Raw genomic sequence first — 21,240 nt, 5'->3', positions numbered from 1 at the left:
GCACCCTCCCTAGGACCGCCATGCCGCCGCTGCGCACCGCCCTGCTCCAGAGCTCCGGCCGCCCCGGCTCCGTCGCCGAGAACCTCAAGGTGCTCGACACCGCCGCGGGCCGCGCCGCCGAGGCAGGTGCCGGGCTGCTGGTCACCTCGGAGATGTTCCTGACCGGGTACGCGATCGGCGACGGCGTCGGCCGGCTCGCCGAGCCCGCCGACGGTGAGGCGGCCGACGCCGTCGCCGAACTCGCCTGCCGGCACGGCCTGGCCGTCGCCTACGGCTACCCGGAGCGGGCCGGCGAGGCCGTCTTCAACTCCGTCCAGCTGATCTCCGCCGACGGCACCCGGCTGGCCGGCTACCGCAAGACCCACCTCTTCGGCCCCTTCGAGCGCGAGGTGTTCACGCCCGGCGACGAGCCCGTCGTCCAGGCCGAGCTGGGCGGCCTGAGGGTCGGCCTGCTGATCTGCTACGACGTCGAGTTCCCGGAGAACGTCCGCGCGCACGCCCTGGCCGGTACCGACCTCCTGGTCGTCCCGACCGCGCAGATGCACCCGTTCCAGTTCGTCGCCGAGTCGCTGGTGCCGGTGCGCGCCTTCGAGAACCAGCTCTACGTCGCCTACGTCAACCGGGCCGGGCAGGAGGGCGACTTCGAGTTCGTCGGCCTCTCCGTCCTCGCCGGACCCGACGGCAGCGCCCGCGCCCGCGCCGGCCGCGGCGAGGACCTGCTCCTCGCCGACGTCGACCCCGCCGCGCTCGCCGCCTCCCGCGCGGCCAACCCGTATCTGAGCGACCGCCGCCCCGGCCTCTACGGTTCCCTCGGCATTCCCGGCTGACGCCCGCCCCGCCCCGCAACCCCGCGACCTTCCCCGTGCAAGGAGTCCGTACCCCATGACGTCCACCGTGCCCAACGCCGTCGAGCACGCAGACGAGCAGCAGCCGCCGATCACCATGTTCGGCCCGGACTTCCCGTACGCCTACGACGACTTCCTCGCCCACCCGGCCGGGCTCGGCCAGATACCCGCCACCGAGCACGGCGCCGAGGTCGCGGTCGTCGGCGGCGGCCTGTCCGGGGTCGTGGCCGCCTACGAGCTGATGAAGATGGGTCTGAAGCCCGTCGTGTACGAGGCGGACCGGATCGGCGGCCGGCTGCGCACCGTCGGCTTCGAGGGCTGCGACGAGTCGCTGACCGCCGAGATGGGCGCGATGCGCTTCCCGCCCTCCTCCACGGCGCTCCAGCACTACATCGACCTGGTGGACCTCAGGACCCGGCCCTTCCCCAACCCGCTCGCCGAGACCACCCCCTCGACGGTCGTCGACCTCAAGGGCGAGTCGCACTACGCCGAGACCGTCGACGACCTGCCGCAGGTCTACCGGGACGTCGCGGACGCCTGGGGCCGGTGCCTGGAGGAGGGCGCCGACTTCTCCGACATGAACCGCGCCCTGCGCGAGCGGGACGTGCCGCGCATCCGCGAGATCTGGTCGCGCCTCGTGGAGAAGCTCGACAACCAGACCTTCTACGGCTTCCTGTGCGACTCCGAGGCGTTCCGGTCCTTCCGGCACCGGGAGATCTTCGGCCAGGTCGGCTTCGGCACCGGCGGCTGGGACACCGACTTCCCGAACTCCATCCTGGAGATCCTGCGCGTCGTCTACACCGAGGCGGACGACCACCACCGCGGCATCGTCGGCGGCTCGCAGCAGCTGCCCCTCAGGCTGTGGGAGCGCGAGCCGGAGAAGATCGTCCACTGGCCGTACGGCACCTCGCTGAAGTCCCTGCACCCCGGCGGCGAGCCGCGCCCGGCCGTGACCCGGCTGCACCGCACCGCCGGCAACCGGATCACCGTGACGGACGCCGACGGCGACATCCGCACCTACCGCGCCGCGATCTTCACCGCCCAGTCCTGGATGCTGCTGTCCAAGATCCAGTGCGACGACGAGCTGTTCCCGATCGACCACTGGACGGCGATCGAGCGCACCCACTACATGGAGTCCAGCAAGCTGTTCGTGCCGGTGGACCGGCCGTTCTGGCTGGACAAGGACGAGGCCACCGGGCGGGACGTCATGTCGATGACGCTGACCGACCGGATGACCCGCGGCACGTACCTGCTGGACGACGGCCCGGACAAGCCCGCCGTGATCTGCCTCTCCTACACCTGGTGCGACGACAGCCTGAAGTGGCTGCCGCTGTCCGCGAACGAGCGGATGGAGGTCATGCTGAAGTCGCTGTCGGAGATCTATCCGCGGGTCGACATCAGGAAGCACATCATCGGCAACCCGGTGACCGTCTCCTGGGAGAACGAGCCCTACTTCATGGGCGCGTTCAAGGCCAACCTGCCCGGCCACTACCGCTACCAGCGCCGCCTGTTCACCCACTTCATGCAGGACCGGCTGCCCGCGGACAAGCGGGGCATCTTCCTGGCGGGCGACGACATCTCCTGGACGGCCGGCTGGGCCGAGGGCGCCGTCCAGACCGCGCTGAACGCGGTCTGGGGCGTGATGCACCACTTCGGCGGGGCCACGGACGCGGCCAACCCGGGCCCCGGCGACGTCTACGACGAGATCGCGCCCGTCGAACTCCCCGAGGACTGAGCCCGGCCGCGGGCCGTCACAGCCCCGCGGCCCGCGCCTTCTCGTACAGCTCGGCGGCCACGTCCTTCAGCTCACCGGCGTCCCGCAGGGTGCTCTGGAGATCGACCAGGATCTCCTGCATCCCCAGCTCCACATAGGGGAACAGGTCCTCGACGATCTGGTCGACGCTGCCGTGGAAGTGCGCCCGGTCGGCGCCCTCCTGGGCCTTGGCCGCGTAGCGGGCGTTGGCCCGCAGCACGGTCCGGATCGGCTGCTGCCGGCCGCGCTCGGCGGCCAGATCCTGCAAGGCGTGCCACTGCGCGGCCACCTGGTCGATGCCCATGCTGGTCGGCAGCCAGCCGTCCGCGTGCTCCACCAGCCGCTCACGCGCCTTGCGGCTGCCCGCGGCCAGCAGGACGGGGATGGGCCGGGCGGGCTTGGGGCCCACCAGCGCCGAGTCGATCCGGGTGACCGGGCCGTGGTGGCGCACCGGGTCCGGGCCCCACACCGCGCGGCAGACGTCGATCACCTCGTCCAGCACCCGGCCGCGCTCCTCGATCGGGCGGACGCCCGCCGCCGCGTACTCGTCCGTCGACCAGCCGGTGCCGAAGCCCGCGATCACCCGGCCGCCGCTGGCCGCGTCCAGCGAGGCGAGCGAGCGGGCGAGCTGGAACGGCACGTGCAGCGGCGCCACGAGCACGCTGGTGCCCAGGTCCACCCGCTCGGTGGCCGCCGCGGCGAGGGTGAGCGTGACCAGCGGCTCGGCCACATGGCGGTAGGCGTCGGGCCAGGGCAGGCCCTCGATGCCGTACAGGCCCTGGGTGGCGGGCTCGGGGAACAGCGCCCGCTCGTACACCCACAGGCTGTCGTAGCCGATCTCCTCCGCGGCCCGCGCCACGTCGGGCACGTCCCTGCCGAGGTCGTACTGCCGGTTCTGCGGAAGGCCCAGTCCCAGACGGGTCGCCATGGCGATGCGCTCCTTCGTGATGCCGGTGATCACCGATGTCCCGGTGCAGAAGAGCCAACGTACCGTGAGGACAAGGGAGTTCCGGGGAACCGGGTGCGGGCCGGGCGGGTGTCAGCGCGGCAGCGGGGTGAGCATCATGCGCGCGGCGAGGCCGACGGCCGCGTCCAGCCGGCGGGCGGATTCCCCGGCCAGCTCGGGCACCGGGCGCAGCGCCCACAGCGTCCGCGCGGCCGTCCAGGCGGCGTCCCGTGCCCGCTCGGGGTGCCAGGCGCCGAGCAGATGGGTGAGCGGGTCGGCGATCCGCAGCAGGTCGGGGCCCGGCGCCAGGTCGTCCCGGGCGCGTTCCTCCAGCGCGGCGAGGAGATCGCCCACGCGCTCGAAGGCGCCCTCCAGCTCGGCCGGTTCGCACCCCAGGGCGGCGCAGGTGTCCACCACGGCGAGCGCCAGATCGTGCCCGGTGTGCGCGTGCAGGCCCGCCAGGGCGAACTGGAGCGGCCGTACGCCGGGGTGCCGGCGCGCCTGGAGCAGCGGACGCCAGCAGTCCGGCGCGCGCCGCTCCCCGGCCGCCGGGTCCACGGCGGCCAGATACCGTCCGGCGAGCCGTGCGTGCAGCGCGGCCGCGGCCCGCGCGGTGGCGGGCCGCCCGGCCGCCGGGCGGCGGGCGGCCTCCTCGGCGACCGCGAGGTAGACGCGGTGGAAGACCGCGATCCCGTCCCGCTCCGGCGGTCCGGCGGCGCTCGCGCGCAGCCGGGCCAGGACCGTGTCCACGGCGGCTGCGGTGTCGGTGGTCCCGGCGGCGTCCGGCCGGCGGGCGAGTCGTGCCGATTGCCCCATGCGGGCAGCGTCGCAGGCACGCACCGCGGCCGGTGCCGACGGGCCGGAGCTTCCCCGGAACGGGGGAACGCCCGCCCGGTCCGGGGCCGGTCCGCCGGATGTACGGCTACGGTGCGGCCGGTGCGCGGCTACGGCGCGGAGGTCCCCGCGTCGCCGCCGGGACGGCCCGGCGCGTCGTAGGAGGAGGTGCCCTCGTCGAGCAGTGGTTCCTGCTGCTTCAGATGCGCGGGGGCGAAGGCGCGCAGGGCGTGGTAGCCGGTGATGACGACGACCGTGCCGAGGGCGATGCCGCTCAGGGAGAAGGTGTCGGTGAACTTCATGCTGACGTTGCCGACGCCGATGATGATGCCCGCGGCGGCCGGCACCAGGTTCAGCGGATTGCGCAGGTCGACCCGGGCGTTGCTCCAGATCTGCGCGCCGAGCAGACCGATCATGCCGTACAGGATGACGGTGATGCCGCCGAGCACACCGCCCGGGATCGCGGCCACGACCGCGCCGAACTTCGGGCAGAGGCCGAACAGCAGCGCGAACCCGGCGGCGGCCCAGTAGGCGGCCGTGGAGTAGACGCGGGTGGCGGCCATGACGCCGATGTTCTCGGAGTAGGTGGTGTTGGGCGGGCCGCCCACCGCCGTGGACAGCACGGAGGCCACGCCGTCCGCCGAGATCGCCGTGCCCAGCTTGTCGTCGAGCGGGTCGCCGGTCATCTCGCCGACCGCCTTCACATGGCCCGCGTTCTCCGCGACCAGCGCGATGACGACGGGCAGCGCGACCAGGATCGCCGACCAGTGGAACGCCGGGCCGTGGAAGGACGGCAGCCCGACCCAGTCGGCCTTGCCGACGCCCGAGAGGTCCAGGCGCCAGTGGTCGGTGAGCTTCCCCGACCCGTCCACGGAGTGGATCTTGCCGAAGACCCGGTCGAAGATCCACGAGATGCCGTAGCCGAAGACCAGCCCGAGGAAGATCGCGATCCGGGACCAGAAACCCCGCAGGCAGACGACGGCCAGACCGGTGAACAGCATCACCAGCAGCGCGGTCCACTGGTCCTGCGGCCAGTAGGTGGAGGCGGTCACCGGGGCCAGGTTGAAGCCGATCAGCATGACGACGGCGCCGGTGACGATCGGCGGCATCGCGGCGTGGATGATCCGCGCCCCGAACCGCTGCACCGCCACACCGACCAGGAACAGCACCGCGCCGACGACCAGGACCGCGCCGGTCACCGTCGCGCTGGTGCCGCCCTGCGCCCGGATCACCGCGGCGACGCCCACGAACGACAGCGAGCAGCCCAGGTAGCTGGGCACCCGGCCGCGGGTGGCGAGCAGGAAGATCACGGTCGCCACGCCCGACATCATGATGGCGAGGTTGGGGTCGAGGCCCATGAGCACGGGGGCCACGAAGGAGGCGCCGAACATGGCCACGACGTGCTGGGCGCCGAGCCCGACCGTGCGGGGCCAGGACAGCCGTTCGTCGGGCCGGACCACCGCTCCGGGTGCGGGCGTGCGCCCGTCACCGTGCAGTTTCCAGCGCACGCCGAGGTCCATGGTGGGGTTTCGCTTTCTCTGTACGTGAAGTCGGTCGAGACCATTGTGCGGGTGGCGGGCGGCTGACCAGCACCTTCCCCGCCACACAAGGTGAGCGACCGCTTAGGATGGCGGGCGAACCATCCCCGGCCCGTACGTCCAGGAGCACCGCCGTGACCACCGAAGCACCCGCAGCACCCGACCTGTCGTACGGACGGCTGGTCCCCGTCGCCGTCCACTTCGACGACCTGGACGCCCTGGGACTGCTGCACAACGCCCGCTACCCGCTGCTGGTGGAGCGGGCCTGGTCACAGCTGTGGCACGGGCACGGCTTCCGCTTCGAGGGCGACTGGACGGCGGCGGGCGACGCCTGCAACGCGGTCAGGGAACTGCGGATCACCTATGACGCGCCGGTCACCCGGCCGGGTGAGTACGCCGTCCACCTGTGGCTGGACCGGCTCGGCACCACCGGTCTCACCTACGGCTTCCGCTTCTGCTCGGCCGACGGCGCGCTGACGTACGCCTCGGGCAGCCGCGTCCTGGTCCGGCTGGACGCGGCCACCCTGCGGCCCGCCCCCTGGAGCGAGGGGTTCAGGCGCGCGGGCCGGGCACTGCTGCGTCCGGCGCGGTGATCTTCGGACGGTCCCGGTCACCGGCCCGCAGCACTCCGGCGAAGACCGCGAGACCGCAGGCCAGCACGGTGACGAGACCGAACGACACCACCAGGCTGGTGGCCTGGGCGAGCCCGCCGATCGCACTCGGCGCGACCAGCCCGGAGGTGTACGTGATGGTCGCCACGCCCGCGATGGCCTGACTGGGGTTCGGTCCGCTGCGGCCCGCCGCGGCGAAGCAGAGCGGCACGACCACCGCGATACCGAGCCCCATCAGCGCGAACCCGCCCATCGCCACGGCCGGGTGCCCCGCCAGCACCACCAGCAGGCCGCCCACGACGGCCAGCAGGCCCCCGGCCCGCACGGTGCGCACCGAGCCGTACCGGTCCACCACGCGGTCGCCGGCGATCCGGGCGACGGCCATGGTGAGCGTGAAGCCCGTGGTGCAGGCCGCGGCGAGCCCGGCCGAGGTCTCCAGCTGGTGGCGCAGATACACCGCCGACCAGTCCAGGCTGGCGCCCTCCGCGAACACCGCGCAGAACCCGACCGCGCCGATCAGCAGCGCCGACCTGGGCGGCAGCGCGAACCGCGGCGGCGGCTCCTCGTCCTCGGCCGGCTGGAGGTCCAGCACCCAGGTGCAGGCGACCAGGCCGAGGACCGTCAGCACACCGGCCGCCAGGACATGGTGCAGGCGGGCGTCCGCGCCCAGGTGCGCGGCCAGGGTGCCGGCCGCCGAGCCGACCAGGGCGCCCCCGCTCCACATCCCGTGCAGCCCGGACATGATCGACCGGCCCAGCCGGTTCTCCACCTCCACGCCGAGGGCGTTCATCGCGACGTCCGCCATGCCGGACGAGGCGCCGTAGACGAACAGCGCCAGGCACAGGACCGGCAGGTTCGGGGCGAGGGCGGGCAGGACCAGTGAGAGCGTCCACAGGGCCAGCAGGCCGCGCAGCGCGGTGCGGGCGCCGAAGCGGTGGCTGATGCCGCCCGCGAGCGGCATCGCCAGGGACGCGCCCAGCGCGGGGAAAGCGAGCGCGAGGCCCAGCTGCCCGGCGCTGACCGAGGCATGGTCCTGGATCCACGGCACCCGGGTCGCGAACGAACCGGTCACCGAGCCGTGCACGGCGAAGACGGCCGCCACGGCGTACCGGGCGCGTCTGACCTCGCGCTGCTGGTGGACCACTGCTGTCATTCTCCGGCCCCTCCCGGGCTGTGTGCTCTCCGGCCGACGTGCGGACGTAAACTATCAGGGACCCTGCCTGATAGATAGGGGATTTGCGGCCGCCCGCCCCGCGCGGCCCGGTCCCGCGGATCTGGGAGGATTCCCGCCATGCCCGCATCCCCGAGCACCGCCCGAGCCATCAACGACCGGCTCGCCCTGCGCCTGTTGCAGCAGGAAGGGCCGTTGACGGCAGGGCAGTTGAAGCAGTTCACCGGGCTGTCCCGGCCCACCGTCGCCGACCTGGTCGACCGCCTGACGGCCTCCGGTCTGATCACCGTCGTGGGGGAGTCCGGCGAGCAGCGGCGCGGCCCCAACGCGCGGCTCTACGGCATCGTCGCCGACCGCGCGTACCTCGCCGCCCTCGACGTGCGCACCGACAGCGTCGCCGTGACCGTCTCCGACCTGCTGGGGCGGGAACTGGCCGAGGCGTCGGCGCCGGTCGGCCCGGACACCGGGACCGGCCCCGCGGTCGAGCAGGCCGTCACGCTCGTGGAGCGGGCCGCCAAGGAGGCGGGAGCGCCCCGGCTGCACACCGTCGGCATCGGCGCGCCCGGCCTGATCGACCCGGTGTCGGGCGAACTGCGCGACTCCACCGGGCTGCCCGAGTGGCACCGCCGGCTGGTGGCCGCCCTCCAGGAACGCCTGCCGCACGCGCGGGTCATCGTCGAGAACGAGACCAACCTCGCGGCCCTGGCCGAGCAGCGTGACGGGGCCGCGAGGGGACGGGACACCTTCGTCCTGCTGTGGCTCGGCCACGGCACCGGCGCGGCGGTGGTCCTGGACGGCGCGCTGCGGCACGGCGCCTCGGGCGGCACCGGCGAGATCGGCTTCCTGCCCGTGCCCGGCACCGGCGGCCTGCCCTCGGCGACCGACTGCACGGGCGGCTTCCACTCGCTGGCGGGCTCGGCGGCGGTGGTGGAACTGGCCGCCGAGCACGGGCTGACGGGTACGCCCTCGGGCCGTGAGGCGGCTGCCGCGGAACTGGTGCGCGGCGCGGTGCGCGGCTCCTCGCCCCAGGCCGGGCGGTTCCTCGACGCCCTCGCCGACCGGCTGGCGCTCGGGGCGGCCTCCGTGGTGGCCGTGCTGGACCCCGGGTGCGTGGTGCTCGGCGGGGACACCGGCCGGGCCGGCGGCGAGGCGCTCGCCGCCCGGGTGGCCCGGCGGATCGCCCGCATGTCACCGCTGCCCACCCAGGTGCGGCCGAGCACCCTGGGCGGTGCGGCCGTCCTGCGCGGGGCCCTCCTGACGGCTCGCGACCGCGCCCAGGAGATCCTTTTCGCCCCGCCGGGCACGACGGGGGCACCGGTCCGGCCGGTGTGACAGCACCCGCGCGCGGACACCCCCGGCCCCGCCGTCCCCGTACGCGGATGTCCCTGGCCCGCCGTCTCAGTCCGGCAGGCCGGTGCCCCCGAAGCGTCCCGTCAGATACTCCTCGAAGGTCCGCCTGCCGACCGCCCGGTCCGGGGCGAGATGGCCGCCCTCGCGGTAGCCCCGGTAGACCCGGCCCGCCAGCGGGACGTTCAGGACGGGGCGGTGGCGGCCCGTCGCCCTGAGATAGGCGCGGGCCAGGGACTCGACGCCGCGGACCTCGGGGCCGCCCATGTCCGGCACCCGGCCCGCCGGAGCACCCGCCGCCAGCGCGGCCAGCCGGCCGGCGACCTCCGCGACCTCCACCGGCTGGTCCCGCACCCCGGCCGGGAGCAGCATCACCGGCGGCCCGGCCAGCTTCCCGAGGAGGTCGGCCACGAGGTCGTGGAACTGGGTGGCACGCAGCACGGTCCAGCCGAGACCCGACTCCTCGACCAGCCGCTCCACGGCCCGCTTGGTCTGGTAGTAGCCGAGCGGCACGTGGTCGACGCCCACGATGGAGACGTACACGAGATGGGAGACCCCGGCGCCGCGCGCCGCCGCGATCAGATGGGCGGCCCCCTCCTCGTCGCCGCCCCGGGTCGAACTCGCGCAGTGCACGACCGTGTCCACGCCCGCGACGGCCGCGTCCAGCCCCGGGCCGCCCTCGCGCAGATCGACGCCGTACGGCCGGGAGCGCCGGCTGAGCACGCGCACCTCGTGCCCGTCCGCGCGCAGCCGCTCGGCGACGAGCGCGCCGAGGGTTCCGGTGCCGCCGGTCACCAGGATCGTGGTCATGAGGCCCAGTCCCTTCCCTGACGTCGTGCGAGGTCCGTGACGCCGTACGAGGTCCGTGACGCCGTACGAGGTTCAGCTTGTCCGGCTTCGGGCCCGCCCGCACCCGCGCCGCGCGAGCGGCCCTGCGGCGATCCGAACTGGCGTCCGGTGCCGCCCTGTTGACCCCACTGGTCTAGTCCTTTTACTGTCTGACCCAGGAACAGACCGGCCCGGCGGCGGTGACGACGGCCCTTGCCCGCCGCCGGGCCTTTCACGCGCGCCCGGCGCACCCCGGCACGCGCGCCCGTGCCGAGGGCGGTACTGCGCTCTGTGAGCGAGCCCACACCGATCGTCCGGATGGACGTCCACCGGGCGTGGCACACTGGCCGTGTACCAGTAGCAGCGCACTCCGGGGTCGGTGAAAGTCCGAACCGGCGGTTACAGTCCGCGACCCGGTCGCTTCCAGCGGCCGGTTGACCAGGTGAAATTCCTGGACCGACGGTTAAAGTCCGGATGGGAGGCAGTGCGCGGCGAGCGGGCACATCTGTGCGCGTCGCCGTCTACGGGCCCGTTCGGCGACGGGTCCGCTCCGGCGTCGGCGCCCGGCGTGTGGTCCCCTCGTGTGCTCTGCCGTCTCGGCAGCCCCGGAGTCCGTGCCCGAAGAGGCAGGAGGACCCGGGAAGTGTTCACCGGAATCGTCGAAGAGCTGGGCGAGGTCACCGCCGTCGAGGACCTCGGCGACGCCGCTCGCTTCCGTCTCCGCGGCCCCGTCGTCACCGAGGGCGCGCGGCACGGCGACTCCATCGCCGTGAACGGCGTCTGTCTCACCGTCGTCGAGCACGACGGCGAGGAGTTCACCGCCGACGTCATGGCGGAGACCCTCAAGCGCTCCAGCCTCGGCGTCCTCGCCGCGGGCTCCCGGGTCAACCTCGAACGCCCCACCGCCGTCGGCGCCCGCCTCGGCGGCCACATCGTGCAGGGCCACGTCGACGGCACCGGCACGATCCTGGAGCGCACGCCCTCCGCGCACTGGGAGATCGTGAAGATCTCGCTGCCCGCCCCGCTCGCCCGCTATGTCGTCGAGAAGGGCTCCATCACCGTCGACGGCATCAGCCTCACCGTCGTCGAGGCCGGCGCCGAGCACTTCACCGTCAGCCTCATCCCCACCACCCTCGCCCTGACCACCCTCGGCATCAAGCAGCCCGGCGACCCGGTCAACCTGGAAGTGGACGTCGTCGCCAAGTACGTCGAGCGGTTGCTCGGCGACCGCGCCCCGGGGGCCGGCCGGTGAACTGGCTGAACTCCGAGGCGTTCACCGCGTTCGGCCAGCACATCAAGTGGTCCGACATGATCGGCAACATCATCGGACTGCTCGGTCTCGCCTTCGGCTGGCGCCGCTCGATCTGGAGCTGGCCCACCCAGTTCCTGTCCGGCGCGATCCTCTTCGCCGCCTTCGCCACCGCCCACCTCTCCGGCAGCGCGGGCAAGCAGATCGTCGTCATGGTCGTCGCCGGCTACGGCTGGGTGCAGTGGAACCGCGGCCGGCGGACGGGGGCCGACGGCCACATCGCCGTCCGCTTCGCCACCTGGCGGGAACGGGCCGCCCTGCTCGCCGTCGCCGCCGTCGGCACCGTCGCGGTCGCCTCCCTGTTCGAGGCGTACCCGTCCCTGTCCTGGGACCCCTGGCCGGACGCCTACATCTTCGTCGGAACCGTCGTCGCCATGTACGCCCAGGCCCGCGGCATGGTCGAGTTCTGGCTCGCCTGGCTGCTCGTCGACGCCGTCGGCGTCCCGCTGAACTTCGCCAACGGCTTCGCCTTCTCCGGCTTCGTCTACGTCCTCTACGGCGCGCTCGTCCTGTGGGGCCTGCGCGACTGGTGGCTGCGCTCCCGGCACGGGGCGCGGCCCGTCCCGGAAGGAGCGCCCGCATGAGCGCCCACCCGTCCGCCACCGCCCCGAACGAGGCGCTGCGCGCCGCGCCCGCGGTCCCGCCCGTCCTCTACAGCACCGACAACATCGAGGACTTCGCGCTCGACCCGGTCGAGCAGGCCGTCGCCGACATCGCGGCCGGCCGTCCCGTCGTGGTCGTCGACGACGAGAACCGTGAGAACGAGGGCGACCTCGTCGTCGCCGCCGAGAAGGCGACCCCCGAGATCGTCGCCTTCATGATGAGCGAGTGCCGCGGTCTGATCTGCGCCCCCATGGAGGGCGGGGAACTCGACCGGCTGCACCTGCCGCAGATGGTCGAGGACAACACCGAGTCGATGCGGACGGCCTTCACGGTCTCCGTCGACGCCACCGCCGCGCACGGCGTCACCACCGGCATCTCCGCCGCCGACCGCGCCACCACCCTCCAGCTCCTGGCGAGCGGCACCGCCGAGCCCACCGACCTCGTACGGCCCGGCCATGTCTTCCCGCTGCGCGCCCGGCCGGGCGGCGTCCTCGCCCGCGACGGCCACACCGAGGCCGCCGTCGACCTCGCCCGGCTCGCGGGACTGCGCCCGGCCGGCGCGATCGTCGAGATCGCCGGCGAGGACGGCCGGATGCTCCGCCTGCCCGACCTGGTCCTGTTCGCCCGCAAGCACGGTCTGACCATCATCTCCATCGAGGACCTGATCGCCCACCGCCGCGGCAGCGAGCCCACCGTCCGCCACGAGGCGGAGGTCAGCCTCCCCACCGCGCACGGCACCTTCACCGCCCACGGCTTCCGCTCCACCGTCGACGGCGTGGAGCACATCGCCCTGGTGCACGGCGAGATCGGCACCGGCGAGGACGTCCTGGTCCGCGTCCACTCCGAATGCCTGACCGGGGACGTCTTCGGCTCCCTGCGCTGCGACTGCGGCCCCCAGCTGGACGCCTCCCTGGAGCGCATCCAGCGCGAAGGCAGGGGAGTGGTGGTCTATCTGCGCGGCCACGAGGGGCGCGGCATCGGCCTGATGTCGAAGCTGCGCGCCTACGAGCTCCAGGAGCGCGGCCGCGACACGCTGGACGCCAACCTCGAACTCGGCCTGCCCGCCGACGCGCGGGACTACGGCGCCGGCGCGCAGATCCTGCGCGACCTCGGGGTGCGCAGCGTCCGCCTGATGACCAACAATCCCGACAAGACCGAGGCGCTGACCGGCCACGGCATCAAGGTCACCGGCCGCGAGCCCATGCCCGTCCAGGCCGGTGAGCACAACCTCCGCTACCTGCGCACCAAGCGGGACCGGATGGGGCACGACCTGCCCTGGCTGGACGCGTCCACCGCGTCCGCCTGCGGCAACCAGTAGACCTGCGCGGGCCGGCCGGGACCGGCACGGGCGAGAACACCAGCACGGAGGAGACACGTGAGCGGCAAGGGTGCACCGGAACTGTCCGTCCGCAACTGCGGCGACCTCAGGGTCGCCGTCATCGCGGCGCAGTGGCACGAAAAGGTGATGGACGGACTCGTGGACGGCGCCCTGCGCGCGCTGCACGAGCTGGGGATCGACGAGCCCACGCTGCTCCGGGTCCCCGGCAGCTTCGAACTCCCGGTGGTGGCCAAGGTGCTCGCCGGACGCGGCTACGACGCGGTCGTCGCCCTCGGTGTCGTCATCCGCGGCGGCACCCCGCACTTCGACTACGTCTGCCAGGGCGTCACCCAGGGGCTGACGCAGGTCTCCGTGGACACCGGCGTGCCCATCGGCTTCGGCGTGCTCACCTGTGACGACGAGGAACAGGCGCTGGACCGGGCCGGTCTGGAGGGCTCCCGCGAGGACAAGGGGCACGAGGCGGTGACCGCGGCGGTGGCGACCGCCGCCACGCTGCGTTCAGTATCCGAACCCTGGCGGTGACCAGGGGGCCGGAGCGCGTAGGGTAAGCAGCACCATGTCCAAGAAGACGTTCGAGGAGCTGTTCACCGAGCTCCAGCAGAAGGCCGCCCACGGCGACCCCGCCACCTCCCGCACCGCCGAACTGGTCGGCAAGGGGGTCCATGCCATCGGCAAGAAGGTCGTCGAGGAGGCCGCAGAGGTCTGGATGGCCGCCGAGCACGAGGGCAAGGAGGCCGCCGCCGAGGAGATCTCGCAGCTGCTGTACCACGTCCAGGTGATGATGGTCGCCCGCGGCATCTCCCTGGACGACGTCTACGCCCACCTGTAAGTCACCGCACTCCGCCCGCACATCCCCTCACGCGAAGGAAGCCGACCTCATGCTGCGCATCGCCGTCCCCAACAAGGGTTCACTCTCCGGCCCTGCGGCGGACATGCTGCATGAGGCCGGCTACCAGCAGCGCCGCGAGTCCAAGGAACTGCGCATCGTCGACCCGGTCAACGAGGTGGAGTTCTTCTACCTCCGCCCCCGCGACATCGCGATCTACGTCTCCTCCGGCCGGCTGGACATCGGCATCACCGGCCGCGACCTGCTCGTGGACTCCGGTGCCGACGCCGAGGAGATCCTCCCGCTCGGCTTCGCCCGCTCCACCTTCCGCTTCGCCGCCAAGCCGGGCACGGCCGAGAGCGCGCGGGACCTGAAGGGCCGTACGGTCGCCACCTCCTACGAGGGCATCGTCGCCGGACACCTCGCCGAGCACGGCATCGACGCCTCCGTCGTCCACCTCGACGGCGCCGTGGAGACCGCCATCGAACTGGGTGTCGCCGAGGTGATCGCCGACGTCGTCGAGACCGGCACCTCCCTGCGCAACGCGGGCCTTGAGGTCTTCGGCGAGCCGATCATGAAGTCCGAGGCCGTCGTCATCCGGCGCACCGGCGCCGACACCGAGGACCCCAAGGTCCAGCAGTTCCTGCGCCGCCTCCAGGGCGTCCTGGTCGCCCGGACGTACGTGATGATGGACTACGACTGCCGGGTCGAGCAGCTGGAGAAGGCCGTGGCGCTCACCCCCGGCCTGGAGTCCCCGACCGTCTCCCCGCTGCACAACGAGGGCTGGGTCGCCGTGCGCGCCATGGTCCCGGCCAAGGACGCCCAGCGGATCATGGACGACCTGTACGCGATCGGCGCCCGCGCCATCCTGACCACGGCCATCCACGCCTGCCGCCTCTGAGGACGACCGACCGATGTCCGACCTGCCGCCCGCCCTTCCCGTCACCTTCCGGCCGGGGCACACCCGCGCGGTGCTGCTCTCCGCGGGGGCCGCGATCTTCGTCGTGATCGCGGCCGTGGCCGTCCTGCTGGAACAGCTCACCCCGGGCGAACGCATCAGCTTCGTCTTCACCGGCGCCCTGCTGGCCGGCGTGCTGGCGCTGCTGGCCCGGCCGAAGGTGGTCGCCGACGACTCCGGCGTCACTGTGGTGAACATCGCATCCCGGCGTCATCTGGAGTGGCCGCAGGTCCTCCAGGTGAATCTGCGGCCCGGCGACCCCTGGGTGTTCCTCAACCTGAGCGACGGCACCAGCCTGCCCGTACTGGGCATCCAGCCCGGAATCGCAAGGCAGCGGGCCATCGCCGACGCCCGCGCGCTGCGTGCCCTCGTCGAGTCGCACGCCACCGCGGACCCGGAGCAGACCCGCGGCGCGTGACCCGCACCCGCCTCCGGGGTGAACCTCGGGGGCGGCTCGGGGTCCTCCGCCCTGACGCATCCGGCCCGGACTTGATTAATCTGGTGGGCGGAGACGTGTCGCTGCGTCCCCGCCCCTGAGCGCCGCCCGGTGCCAGGGGTTCCTGCTACCCGAGGAGTGACTCCCTCCGGCGATGGACGGATCGTCCTGCAGTACCTGCGCCGCCCCCTGCCGACATAGCGCGCACCGCGACCGAGCGGTCCGCCCGCGCACTCAGGCGGCGGCATCATGACCCTCCCCCTGCTGCTCCTCGGAGCGGCCCTCCTGCTGATCCTCGCCAACGGCTTCTTCGTCGCGGCGGAGTTCGGCCTGGTGACGGTCGAGCGCCCGGACGCCGAGAAGGCCGCGGCCGACGGCGACCGACGCGCCCGTACGGTCGTCGAGTCGCTGGGCGAGCTGTCCTTCCAGCTCTCCGGCACCCAGCTCGGCATCACCATCACCTCCCTCGTCGTCGGCATGCTCGCCGAACCGGCGCTGGCCGAGCTGCTGCACGGCCCCATCACCGCGACCGGCCTGCCCGCGGGCGCCGTCTCCGGTGTCGCCGTGGTCGTCGGCATGCTGCTCGCCTCCGCCCTCCAGATGGTGATCGGCGAGCTGGTCCCCAAGAACTGGGCGGTCTCCCGGCCGTTGCAGGTCGCGCGGTTCGTCGCGGGCCCGCAGCGCCACTTCTCGCGGCTGTTCCGCCCGGTGATCGCCGCGCTGAACACCGTCGCCAACCGGCTGGTACGGGCCCTGGGCGTGGAGCCCGCCGACGAGCTGGCCTCCGCCCGCACCCCCGGCGAGCTGGTCTCGCTGGCCCGGCACTCGGCCCAGGCCGGCGCCCTGGAGCAGGACACGGCCGACCTGTTCGTCCGCACCCTGTCCCTGGGCGAGCTGACCGCGCAGCACGTGATGACGCCGCGCGTGAAGGTCAGCGCCCTCCAGTTCTCCGCGACCGCCGAGGACGTGGTCAACCTCACCCGGGCCACCGGGCTGTCCCGCTTCCCCGTCTACCAGGAGAAGATCGACGAGGTGGTCGGCATGGCCCATCTCAAGGACGCCCTCGCCGTCCCGGCGCACGAGCGGCTGCGCACCCCGGTCGGCCGTATCGCCCGGCCCGCGCTGCTGGTCCCCGAGACCCTGCCGGTGCAGCCGCTGCTGGCGCAGCTGCGCAGCGAGCAGCCCATCGCGGTCGTCGTCGACGAGTACGGCGGTACCGCGGGCGTCGTCACCCTGGAGGACATCGTCGAGGAACTCGTCGGCGAGGTCCGCGACGAGCACGACGCCAAGGACGTGCCCGAACTCGCCCCGGTACCGCCGGAGGACGGCCGGCCCGCCTGGGACGCCGACGGCGGCTGCCGGGTCGACCTGCTCCGCCGCATCGGCCTGGACGCGCCCGAGGGCCCGTACGAGACCGTCGCCGGGCTGGTCGCCGATCTGCTCGGCCGCATCCCGGCCCCCGGCGACCGGGCCGAACTGCCGGGCTGGCGGCTGTCCGTGCGCCAGGTCGGCCACTACCGCGCCGAACGGGTCCGCCTGGTCCGCACGGCCACCGCGGCCGACACCGCCGAGGCCGTCACGGAGGCCGCCCGATGAGCGTGCTCCAACTGGTCCTGGCCGCCCTGCTGGTACTGGCCAACGGCTTCTTCGTCGGCGCCGAGTTCGCGCTCGTCTCCGTGCGCCGCAGTCAGATCGAGCCGCTCGGCACCGCCCGCGCCCGCCAGGTCCTGCACGGCCTGGAGCGGCTGCCGCAGATGATGGCCGCCGCCCAGTTCGGCATCACCGTCTGCTCGCTGACCCTGGGCGCCGTCGCCGAACCCACGGTGGCGAAGCTGCTGGAGCCGGTCTTCACCTGGATGCATCTGCCGCACGGCGTGGTGCACCCGCTGGGCTATGTCATCGCGCTGGCCGCCGTGGTCTTCTTCCACCTGGTCATCGGCGAGATGGTGCCGAAGAACCTGGCGATGGCCGCCCCGGAGAAGGCCGCGCTGTGGCTCGGCCCCGGCCTGGTCGCCTTCGCCCGCGTCTGCAAGCCCGTCACCGTCGCGCTCGGCGCCTGCGCCCAGGGCATCCTGCGGCTCTTCCGGGTCGAGCCCAAGGACGAGGTCGAGGCCGTCTTCACCAGCGAACAGCTCAACCGGCTGGTGGAGGACTCCGGGCAGGCCGGGCTCCTCGGCCCCGAGGAGCAGGAGCGCCTGGAGGACGCGCTGGAGCTGGGCTCCCGGCCGGTCCTGGACGTGCTGCTGCGCCGCGACGCCCTGGTGACGGTCAGCCCGTCGGTCACCCCCGGCGAGATCGTCGCGCTCACCGCCCGCACCGGGTACTCGCGTTTCCCGGTCGCCGCGGGCAACGGCGCCTTCATGGGGTATCTGCACGTCAAGGACGTCCTCGACCTGGAGGACTCCGACCGGGCCGTCCCGCAGCGGATATGGCGCCCGATGACGACGCTGAGGTCCGAGCTGCCGCTCGACGACGCGCTGACCGTGATGCGCCGCGCCGCCACCCATCTCGCCCAGGTGGCGGACGCCTCCGGCAGGGTGCTCGGCGTGGTCGCGCTGGAGGACGTCCTGGAACTGCTCGTCGGCGAGGTCCGCGACCCCGCCCACCGCGCGGCCCCGGAGATCCGCCTCACCGAACCCCGCCCCAGCGGTGAACAGGCTCTCGCCACCTGAGCCGGACGCCCACCCGCCCGAGCCCGCGGCCGCCCGGCCGCGGGCTCGGGCACGTCCCGGCCCGGCCGGGCCCTCGTCCGTCAGGACCGCGGGGCCGCGCGACGGGCCGCGGGCGCCGTCACAGGGCCGACGGATCCTGCGGGCCCCGGCCCGACAGCACCTCGCCGTACGCCTGCATCAGGTCCGGCAGCCGCAGGGTCGCCAGATCGTCGCGGGTCAGGGTGCCGGGATAGCCGGACAGGCGCAGGTCGCGGTAGGCGCAGCTCTTCTCGTACAGGGTGCGCAGGAACCGGCCGTTGCCGAGTTCGTCGATCCAGCCCTGGTCGACCACGTGCGCGGCGATGGAGCCCAGCTCGTCCAGCGCCTCCTCGTCCCACTGGTCGCCGTTCTCCGCGGCCAGCACCTTGCCTATCTCGGTGAGTTCGCCGGGACGGTACGAGGGGAAGTCCACGCGGCTGGTGAAGCGGGACGAGAGACCGGGGTTGGCGGCCAGCAGGCGGTCCATGCCCTCGGGATAGCCGGCGAGGATCACCACCAGGTGGTCCCGGTTGTCCTCGGCCCGCTTCAGCAGCACCTGGAGGGCCTCGTCGCCGTACGCGTCTCCCTTGCCGTACCCCGAGTTGGACAGCGAGTACGCCTCGTCCACGAAGAGCACCCCGCCGATCGCGGAGTCGATCAGCTCGTTGGCCTTGACGGCGGTCTGGCCCAGATACTCCCCGACCAGGTCGGCGCGCTGGGCCTCCACCAGATGGTCGCCGCCGAGCAGGCCGAGCGCGTAGAAGACGCGGCCGAGGATCCGGGCGACGGTGGTCTTGCCGGTGCCGGAGGGGCCGGAGAAGACGAAGTGTCGTTTCGGCGGCTGTACGGGCAGCCCCTGCCCGGCGCGCAGCCGGGCCATGTTCAACTGTGCCGACAACGCCTTGACCTGGCGTTTCACCGGCTCAAGCCCCACCATGCGCTCCAGCTCGGCGAGCGCCTGCTCAAGTAACGCGGGGTCGGTGGGACCGCTGGGCAGCGGACCGCCCGCGCCCGTGCCGCGCTCGCGCACCGCGGGTCCGGCCGGCGGCGGGAACGGTCCGGCGGCGGGCGGATCGGGTTCGTCCAGGCGCAGGTCCCGGCCCTCGGTGCCGAACAGCGGGTCCAGCACGTCGGGGCCGTCCACGCTGTCCTGGCCGGCCCCGGCGAGGGTGACCGCGGCGAAGTCGGCGGCCTCGTCGTCGTAGCCGTCGCCCTCGGCGATGGCGGCGAGCCGTGCCGAGGTGTCCATGAAGGCGGGGTCGACCCGGTGCACCGCCCGGTACAGGGGGAGCGCTGCGGCGCTGCGGCCGGTGCCCTCGTGCGCCCGCGCCAGCCAGTAGCGCAGCTCCTTGCGCTGCGGCTGCTCGCTGCGGCACCGCATCAGCGCGGCCGACAGCAGCGGCTCGGCCTGTCCGTACATCTCCAGCCTGACCCGGGCCATGCCGCCGAACAGCCCGGCCTCTATGCCGAGCATCGCGTCGTCGACCAGCGGGTCGGTGTGCCGTACGAGCTGCTCCCAGTCCTTGACCAGATAGGCCCGGCAGGCGTGCAGGAACCGGACCTGGGCGTCGGTGTCCACCGGCGGCAGCCCGGCCAGCGCCCGGTCCAGCTCGGGCACATGGCGGCCGTCCAGCCAGTGCGAGGCGTGCGCGAGCAGCAGATCGCGGGGGCTCTCCAGCACCGGCTGCACCCACCAGCCGAGCCAGTACCAGGAGTTGAGGGTGCGGCGGTGCCGGGTGCGCTGCTCGCCGAAGCGGTCGCGGTGGCGGAACATCCGCAGCAGCGCGGTCGTCGTGTCGACGCGCAGCGCGTGCAGTCCCAGCCAGCCGTCCGCCATCGCCGGATCCATCTCCACCGCGGCCCGGAACTCCTCCTCGGCCTGCGGATAGGCGCCCATGGTGTAGGCGTCCACGCCCCGCAGCCAGGCGAGGTCGGCCGGGGCCTCGGGGCCCTGCGTGCCGAAGTCCATCACGTCCCCCACAGACCGTGCCCCCGTAGGTTGGCCGCCGGACGGTCGCCCGGTGGCCGCCTTGGTCGAACCGCTGTGCCGCGGACCGGAGTTGCAGGTGCGCGAAGCAGTCGTTCGAAGGCCGCACCGAGGGCATCGTACCTGCGGGGCCGTCGCCCGCCGAAGGGTGCGGTGCACCCCGTTCGGCGCGGGAGGAGCGGACCGCGAGAAGAGCGGGAGCGGGACCGGAGCAGGAGGGGCGCGGGACGGGTGCGGGGCGGGCGCGGGGCGGGAGCGGAAAGGGAGCGGAGACAGTACATCCGATTTAGTGACCGTGGGTGACCGAATGGAGCCGTCCGGCGTCCGGATAGCGGTGTCCGGGCAGAACGAAGCCCCCGGTCACGGGGGAACAACCGGGGGCTTCGCGTCAGTGGGCGGTCTTCGATGACCGCACATTGAGAACGTAAGACCTGTACGGGCCCCCGGTCAAGCGAAGTTGGGACACTGGACCAAGTTCCTCCACAGGTGCCTTCACAAGTTCAGCACATTGCCTCCGGGTCCTCACCCTGCGTAGCGACTTGGTCCGGACCAGCCGCTCCCGCGGGGCCGGGCAGTACCTCGTACCCCTCGGCGGACCGGCGTACCAGGAGATCCGCGAAGGGCCGGGAGGGGTCGGCGGCGAAGTGCCGGCGCTCCGCCTCGACCCACCCGGACCAGAACTCCCGCTGCTCCGCGCCGTCCCGGGCCCGGCCGCGGGCCCAGGACTCCTCGCGCGGCAGGTCCATCCAGAGCAGCCGGGCCAGATGCGGGCGCAGCGCCCGGCGGCCCGCGCCCACCCCCTCGACCAGGACGACCGGCGCGGGCGCCAGCGTGCGCGAGGCGGGGCCGAAGCGCCGCGCCCGCCAGTCGTAGGGCGCGTAGCGGGCGTTCTCGCCCCGGCTGAGCGGACCGATCACCTCACGCAGCAGCCGCGCGTCCCACCCGAACAGCTCCGCGTGGCTCGCGACGTCGTCCAGGTGCAGGACCGGCGCACCGCCGAGCGCCGCGGCCAGCCGGGCGGCGAAGGTGGACTTCCCCGACCCGGCGTGCCCGTCGACGCCGATCAGGCGGACGGGGCCGCAGGACGGGGGGAGGCGGCGCAGCCGGGCGGCGAGGGAGTGAATGGCTGTTCCCGGGGGGAGCGGTGCGGGCGGAGGGGCGGGTACCGACGTGATGGCATATTTACCGGGAACATTCTAGTGACCGGTCATACCGGACG

The 21,240-nt window shown here is 73.3% G+C and carries 20 protein-coding genes and 1 riboswitch; of the genes, 13 read left to right on the top strand and 7 right to left on the bottom strand.

The features are described 5' to 3' along the window. Positions 1-29: 29 nt before the first annotated feature. A complete protein-coding gene (locus A8713_RS04950) occupies positions 30-827 on the top strand; it encodes a carbon-nitrogen hydrolase family protein (RefSeq protein ID WP_064537250.1) in 798 nt (265 codons plus the stop codon). Between the two features lie 55 nt (positions 828-882). Beyond that, positions 883-2,580, top strand: coding sequence for a flavin monoamine oxidase family protein (locus A8713_RS04945; protein ID WP_064531612.1), 1,698 nt, complete (start codon positions 883-885; stop codon positions 2,578-2,580). Positions 2,581-2,596: 16 nt separating this feature from the next. On the opposite strand, the gene A8713_RS04940 is transcribed toward A8713_RS04945, so the two are convergent. From A8713_RS04940 to A8713_RS04930, 3 genes are all read right to left on the bottom strand, one after another. Next, positions 2,597-3,526, bottom strand: coding sequence for an LLM class F420-dependent oxidoreductase (locus A8713_RS04940; protein ID WP_064537248.1), 930 nt, complete (start codon positions 3,524-3,526; stop codon positions 2,597-2,599). A 111-nt stretch (positions 3,527-3,637) separates the two neighbouring features. Next, entirely contained in the window at positions 3,638-4,360 is a 723-nt protein-coding gene (locus tag A8713_RS04935; RefSeq protein ID WP_107440584.1) for a DUF5995 family protein, read from the bottom strand. 128 nt (positions 4,361-4,488) lie between these two features. Next, a complete protein-coding gene (locus A8713_RS04930) occupies positions 4,489-5,898 on the bottom strand; it encodes a uracil-xanthine permease family protein (RefSeq protein WP_064531608.1) in 1,410 nt (469 codons plus the stop codon). Between the two features lie 152 nt (positions 5,899-6,050). Between A8713_RS04930 and A8713_RS04925 the strand changes: the two genes are divergently transcribed. Next, positions 6,051-6,509 carry an acyl-CoA thioesterase gene (locus A8713_RS04925; protein ID WP_064531606.1) on the top strand — a complete coding sequence of 153 codons (459 nt, stop codon included), beginning with the start codon at positions 6,051-6,053 and terminating at the stop codon, positions 6,507-6,509. Here A8713_RS04925 and A8713_RS04920 read toward each other — a convergent pair. Continuing rightward, positions 6,469-7,680 (bottom strand): MFS transporter, encoded by a 1,212-nt coding sequence (locus tag A8713_RS04920; protein WP_064531604.1) that lies wholly within the window; start codon positions 7,678-7,680, stop codon positions 6,469-6,471. The two genes, A8713_RS04925 and A8713_RS04920, sit on opposite strands and share 41 nt — an antisense overlap. 138 nt (positions 7,681-7,818) lie before the next feature. Here A8713_RS04920 and A8713_RS04915 point away from each other — a divergent pair, with 138 nt between their 5' ends. After that, positions 7,819-9,030: an ROK family transcriptional regulator gene (locus tag A8713_RS04915; protein WP_064531602.1), complete on the top strand. Its 1,212-nt coding sequence runs from the start codon at positions 7,819-7,821 to the stop codon at positions 9,028-9,030. A gap of 66 nt (positions 9,031-9,096) precedes the next feature. Here A8713_RS04915 and A8713_RS04910 read toward each other — a convergent pair whose 3' ends face one another. Continuing rightward, the gene (locus tag A8713_RS04910; RefSeq protein ID WP_064531600.1) at positions 9,097-9,855 is read right to left on the bottom strand and encodes an SDR family oxidoreductase; all 759 of its coding nucleotides are present in this window, start codon (positions 9,853-9,855) and stop codon (positions 9,097-9,099) included. 379 nt (positions 9,856-10,234) lie between these two features. Beyond that, a riboswitch (FMN riboswitch) is annotated at positions 10,235-10,365 on the top strand. Positions 10,366-10,516: 151 nt separating this feature from the next. On the opposite strand from A8713_RS04910, the gene A8713_RS04905 reads away from it, so the two are divergent. From A8713_RS04905 to A8713_RS04865, 9 genes are all read left to right on the top strand, one after another. Beyond that, positions 10,517-11,125 carry a riboflavin synthase gene (locus A8713_RS04905; protein WP_064531598.1) on the top strand — a complete coding sequence of 203 codons (609 nt, stop codon included), beginning with the start codon at positions 10,517-10,519 and terminating at the stop codon, positions 11,123-11,125. Next, complete coding sequence (locus A8713_RS04900; RefSeq protein ID WP_064531596.1) at positions 11,122-11,766, top strand: nicotinamide mononucleotide transporter family protein; 645 nt, start codon at positions 11,122-11,124, stop codon at positions 11,764-11,766. The genes A8713_RS04905 and A8713_RS04900 overlap by 4 nt, the downstream gene beginning before the upstream one ends. After that, positions 11,763-13,103 (top strand): bifunctional 3,4-dihydroxy-2-butanone-4-phosphate synthase/GTP cyclohydrolase II, encoded by a 1,341-nt coding sequence (locus A8713_RS04895; protein ID WP_237305305.1) that lies wholly within the window; start codon positions 11,763-11,765, stop codon positions 13,101-13,103. The genes A8713_RS04900 and A8713_RS04895 overlap by 4 nt, the downstream gene beginning before the upstream one ends. Positions 13,104-13,160: 57 nt before the next feature. Beyond that, the gene (ribH, locus tag A8713_RS04890; RefSeq protein WP_018570166.1) at positions 13,161-13,646 is read left to right on the top strand and encodes a 6,7-dimethyl-8-ribityllumazine synthase; all 486 of its coding nucleotides are present in this window, start codon (positions 13,161-13,163) and stop codon (positions 13,644-13,646) included. Between the two features lie 34 nt (positions 13,647-13,680). Continuing rightward, complete coding sequence (locus A8713_RS04885) at positions 13,681-13,953, top strand: phosphoribosyl-ATP diphosphatase (protein WP_018570165.1); 273 nt, start codon at positions 13,681-13,683, stop codon at positions 13,951-13,953. A 49-nt stretch (positions 13,954-14,002) separates the two neighbouring features. Then, the gene (gene hisG, locus A8713_RS04880; protein WP_064531594.1) at positions 14,003-14,851 is read left to right on the top strand and encodes an ATP phosphoribosyltransferase; all 849 of its coding nucleotides are present in this window, start codon (positions 14,003-14,005) and stop codon (positions 14,849-14,851) included. Positions 14,852-14,864: 13 nt separating this feature from the next. Further along, complete coding sequence (locus A8713_RS04875; RefSeq protein WP_064531592.1) at positions 14,865-15,326, top strand: PH domain-containing protein; 462 nt, start codon at positions 14,865-14,867, stop codon at positions 15,324-15,326. Positions 15,327-15,593: 267 nt separating this feature from the next. Then, positions 15,594-16,940 carry a hemolysin family protein gene (locus tag A8713_RS04870; protein ID WP_064531590.1) on the top strand — a complete coding sequence of 449 codons (1,347 nt, stop codon included), beginning with the start codon at positions 15,594-15,596 and terminating at the stop codon, positions 16,938-16,940. Next, complete coding sequence (locus tag A8713_RS04865) at positions 16,937-18,016, top strand: hemolysin family protein (RefSeq protein WP_064531588.1); 1,080 nt, start codon at positions 16,937-16,939, stop codon at positions 18,014-18,016. The genes A8713_RS04870 and A8713_RS04865 overlap by 4 nt, the downstream gene beginning before the upstream one ends. Before the next feature lie 118 nt (positions 18,017-18,134). Here the strand turns inward: A8713_RS04865 and A8713_RS04860 are convergent, their stop codons facing one another. Together A8713_RS04860 and A8713_RS04855 are read right to left on the bottom strand one after the other, a co-directional pair. Further along, entirely contained in the window at positions 18,135-20,003 is a 1,869-nt protein-coding gene (locus tag A8713_RS04860; protein ID WP_064531586.1) for an AAA family ATPase, read from the bottom strand. Positions 20,004-20,521: 518 nt separating this feature from the next. Beyond that, positions 20,522-21,145: a uridine kinase family protein gene (locus tag A8713_RS04855; protein WP_064531584.1), complete on the bottom strand. Its 624-nt coding sequence runs from the start codon at positions 21,143-21,145 to the stop codon at positions 20,522-20,524. Between the last annotated feature and the right edge of the window lie 95 nt (positions 21,146-21,240).

The sequence above is a fragment of the Streptomyces sp. SAT1 genome, assembly GCF_001654495.1.
GTDB lineage: Bacteria > Actinomycetota > Actinomycetes > Streptomycetales > Streptomycetaceae > Streptomyces > Streptomyces andamanensis.
The sequence above is the reverse complement of the archived record's forward strand: the minus strand, read 5'-3'. Positions and strand labels throughout refer to the sequence as shown.

Excerpts from the sequence above, each read along its gene's own strand:
- A8713_RS04865 (WP_064531588.1), top strand. The coding sequence starts at position 16,937 with ATGAGCGTGCTCCAACTGGTCCTGGCCGCCCTGCTGGTACTGGCCAAC.
- A8713_RS04915 (WP_064531602.1), top strand. The coding sequence starts at position 7,819 with ATGCCCGCATCCCCGAGCACCGCCCGAGCCATCAACGACCGGCTCGCC.
- A8713_RS04930 (WP_064531608.1), bottom strand. The coding sequence starts at position 5,898 with ATGGACCTCGGCGTGCGCTGGAAACTGCACGGTGACGGGCGCACGCCC.
- hisG (WP_064531594.1), top strand. The coding sequence starts at position 14,003 with ATGCTGCGCATCGCCGTCCCCAACAAGGGTTCACTCTCCGGCCCTGCG.
- A8713_RS04875 (WP_064531592.1), top strand. The coding sequence starts at position 14,865 with ATGTCCGACCTGCCGCCCGCCCTTCCCGTCACCTTCCGGCCGGGGCAC.
- A8713_RS04910 (WP_064531600.1), bottom strand. The coding sequence starts at position 9,855 with ATGACCACGATCCTGGTGACCGGCGGCACCGGAACCCTCGGCGCGCTC.
- A8713_RS04870 (WP_064531590.1), top strand. The coding sequence starts at position 15,594 with ATGACCCTCCCCCTGCTGCTCCTCGGAGCGGCCCTCCTGCTGATCCTC.
- A8713_RS04860 (WP_064531586.1), bottom strand. The coding sequence starts at position 20,003 with ATGGACTTCGGCACGCAGGGCCCCGAGGCCCCGGCCGACCTCGCCTGG.
- A8713_RS04895 (WP_237305305.1), top strand. The coding sequence starts at position 11,763 with ATGAGCGCCCACCCGTCCGCCACCGCCCCGAACGAGGCGCTGCGCGCC.
- A8713_RS04945 (WP_064531612.1), top strand. The coding sequence starts at position 883 with ATGACGTCCACCGTGCCCAACGCCGTCGAGCACGCAGACGAGCAGCAG.
- A8713_RS04920 (WP_064531604.1), bottom strand. The coding sequence starts at position 7,680 with ATGACAGCAGTGGTCCACCAGCAGCGCGAGGTCAGACGCGCCCGGTAC.
- A8713_RS04935 (WP_107440584.1), bottom strand. The coding sequence starts at position 4,360 with ATGGGGCAATCGGCACGACTCGCCCGCCGGCCGGACGCCGCCGGGACC.
- A8713_RS04885 (WP_018570165.1), top strand. The coding sequence starts at position 13,681 with ATGTCCAAGAAGACGTTCGAGGAGCTGTTCACCGAGCTCCAGCAGAAG.
- A8713_RS04940 (WP_064537248.1), bottom strand. The coding sequence starts at position 3,526 with ATGGCGACCCGTCTGGGACTGGGCCTTCCGCAGAACCGGCAGTACGAC.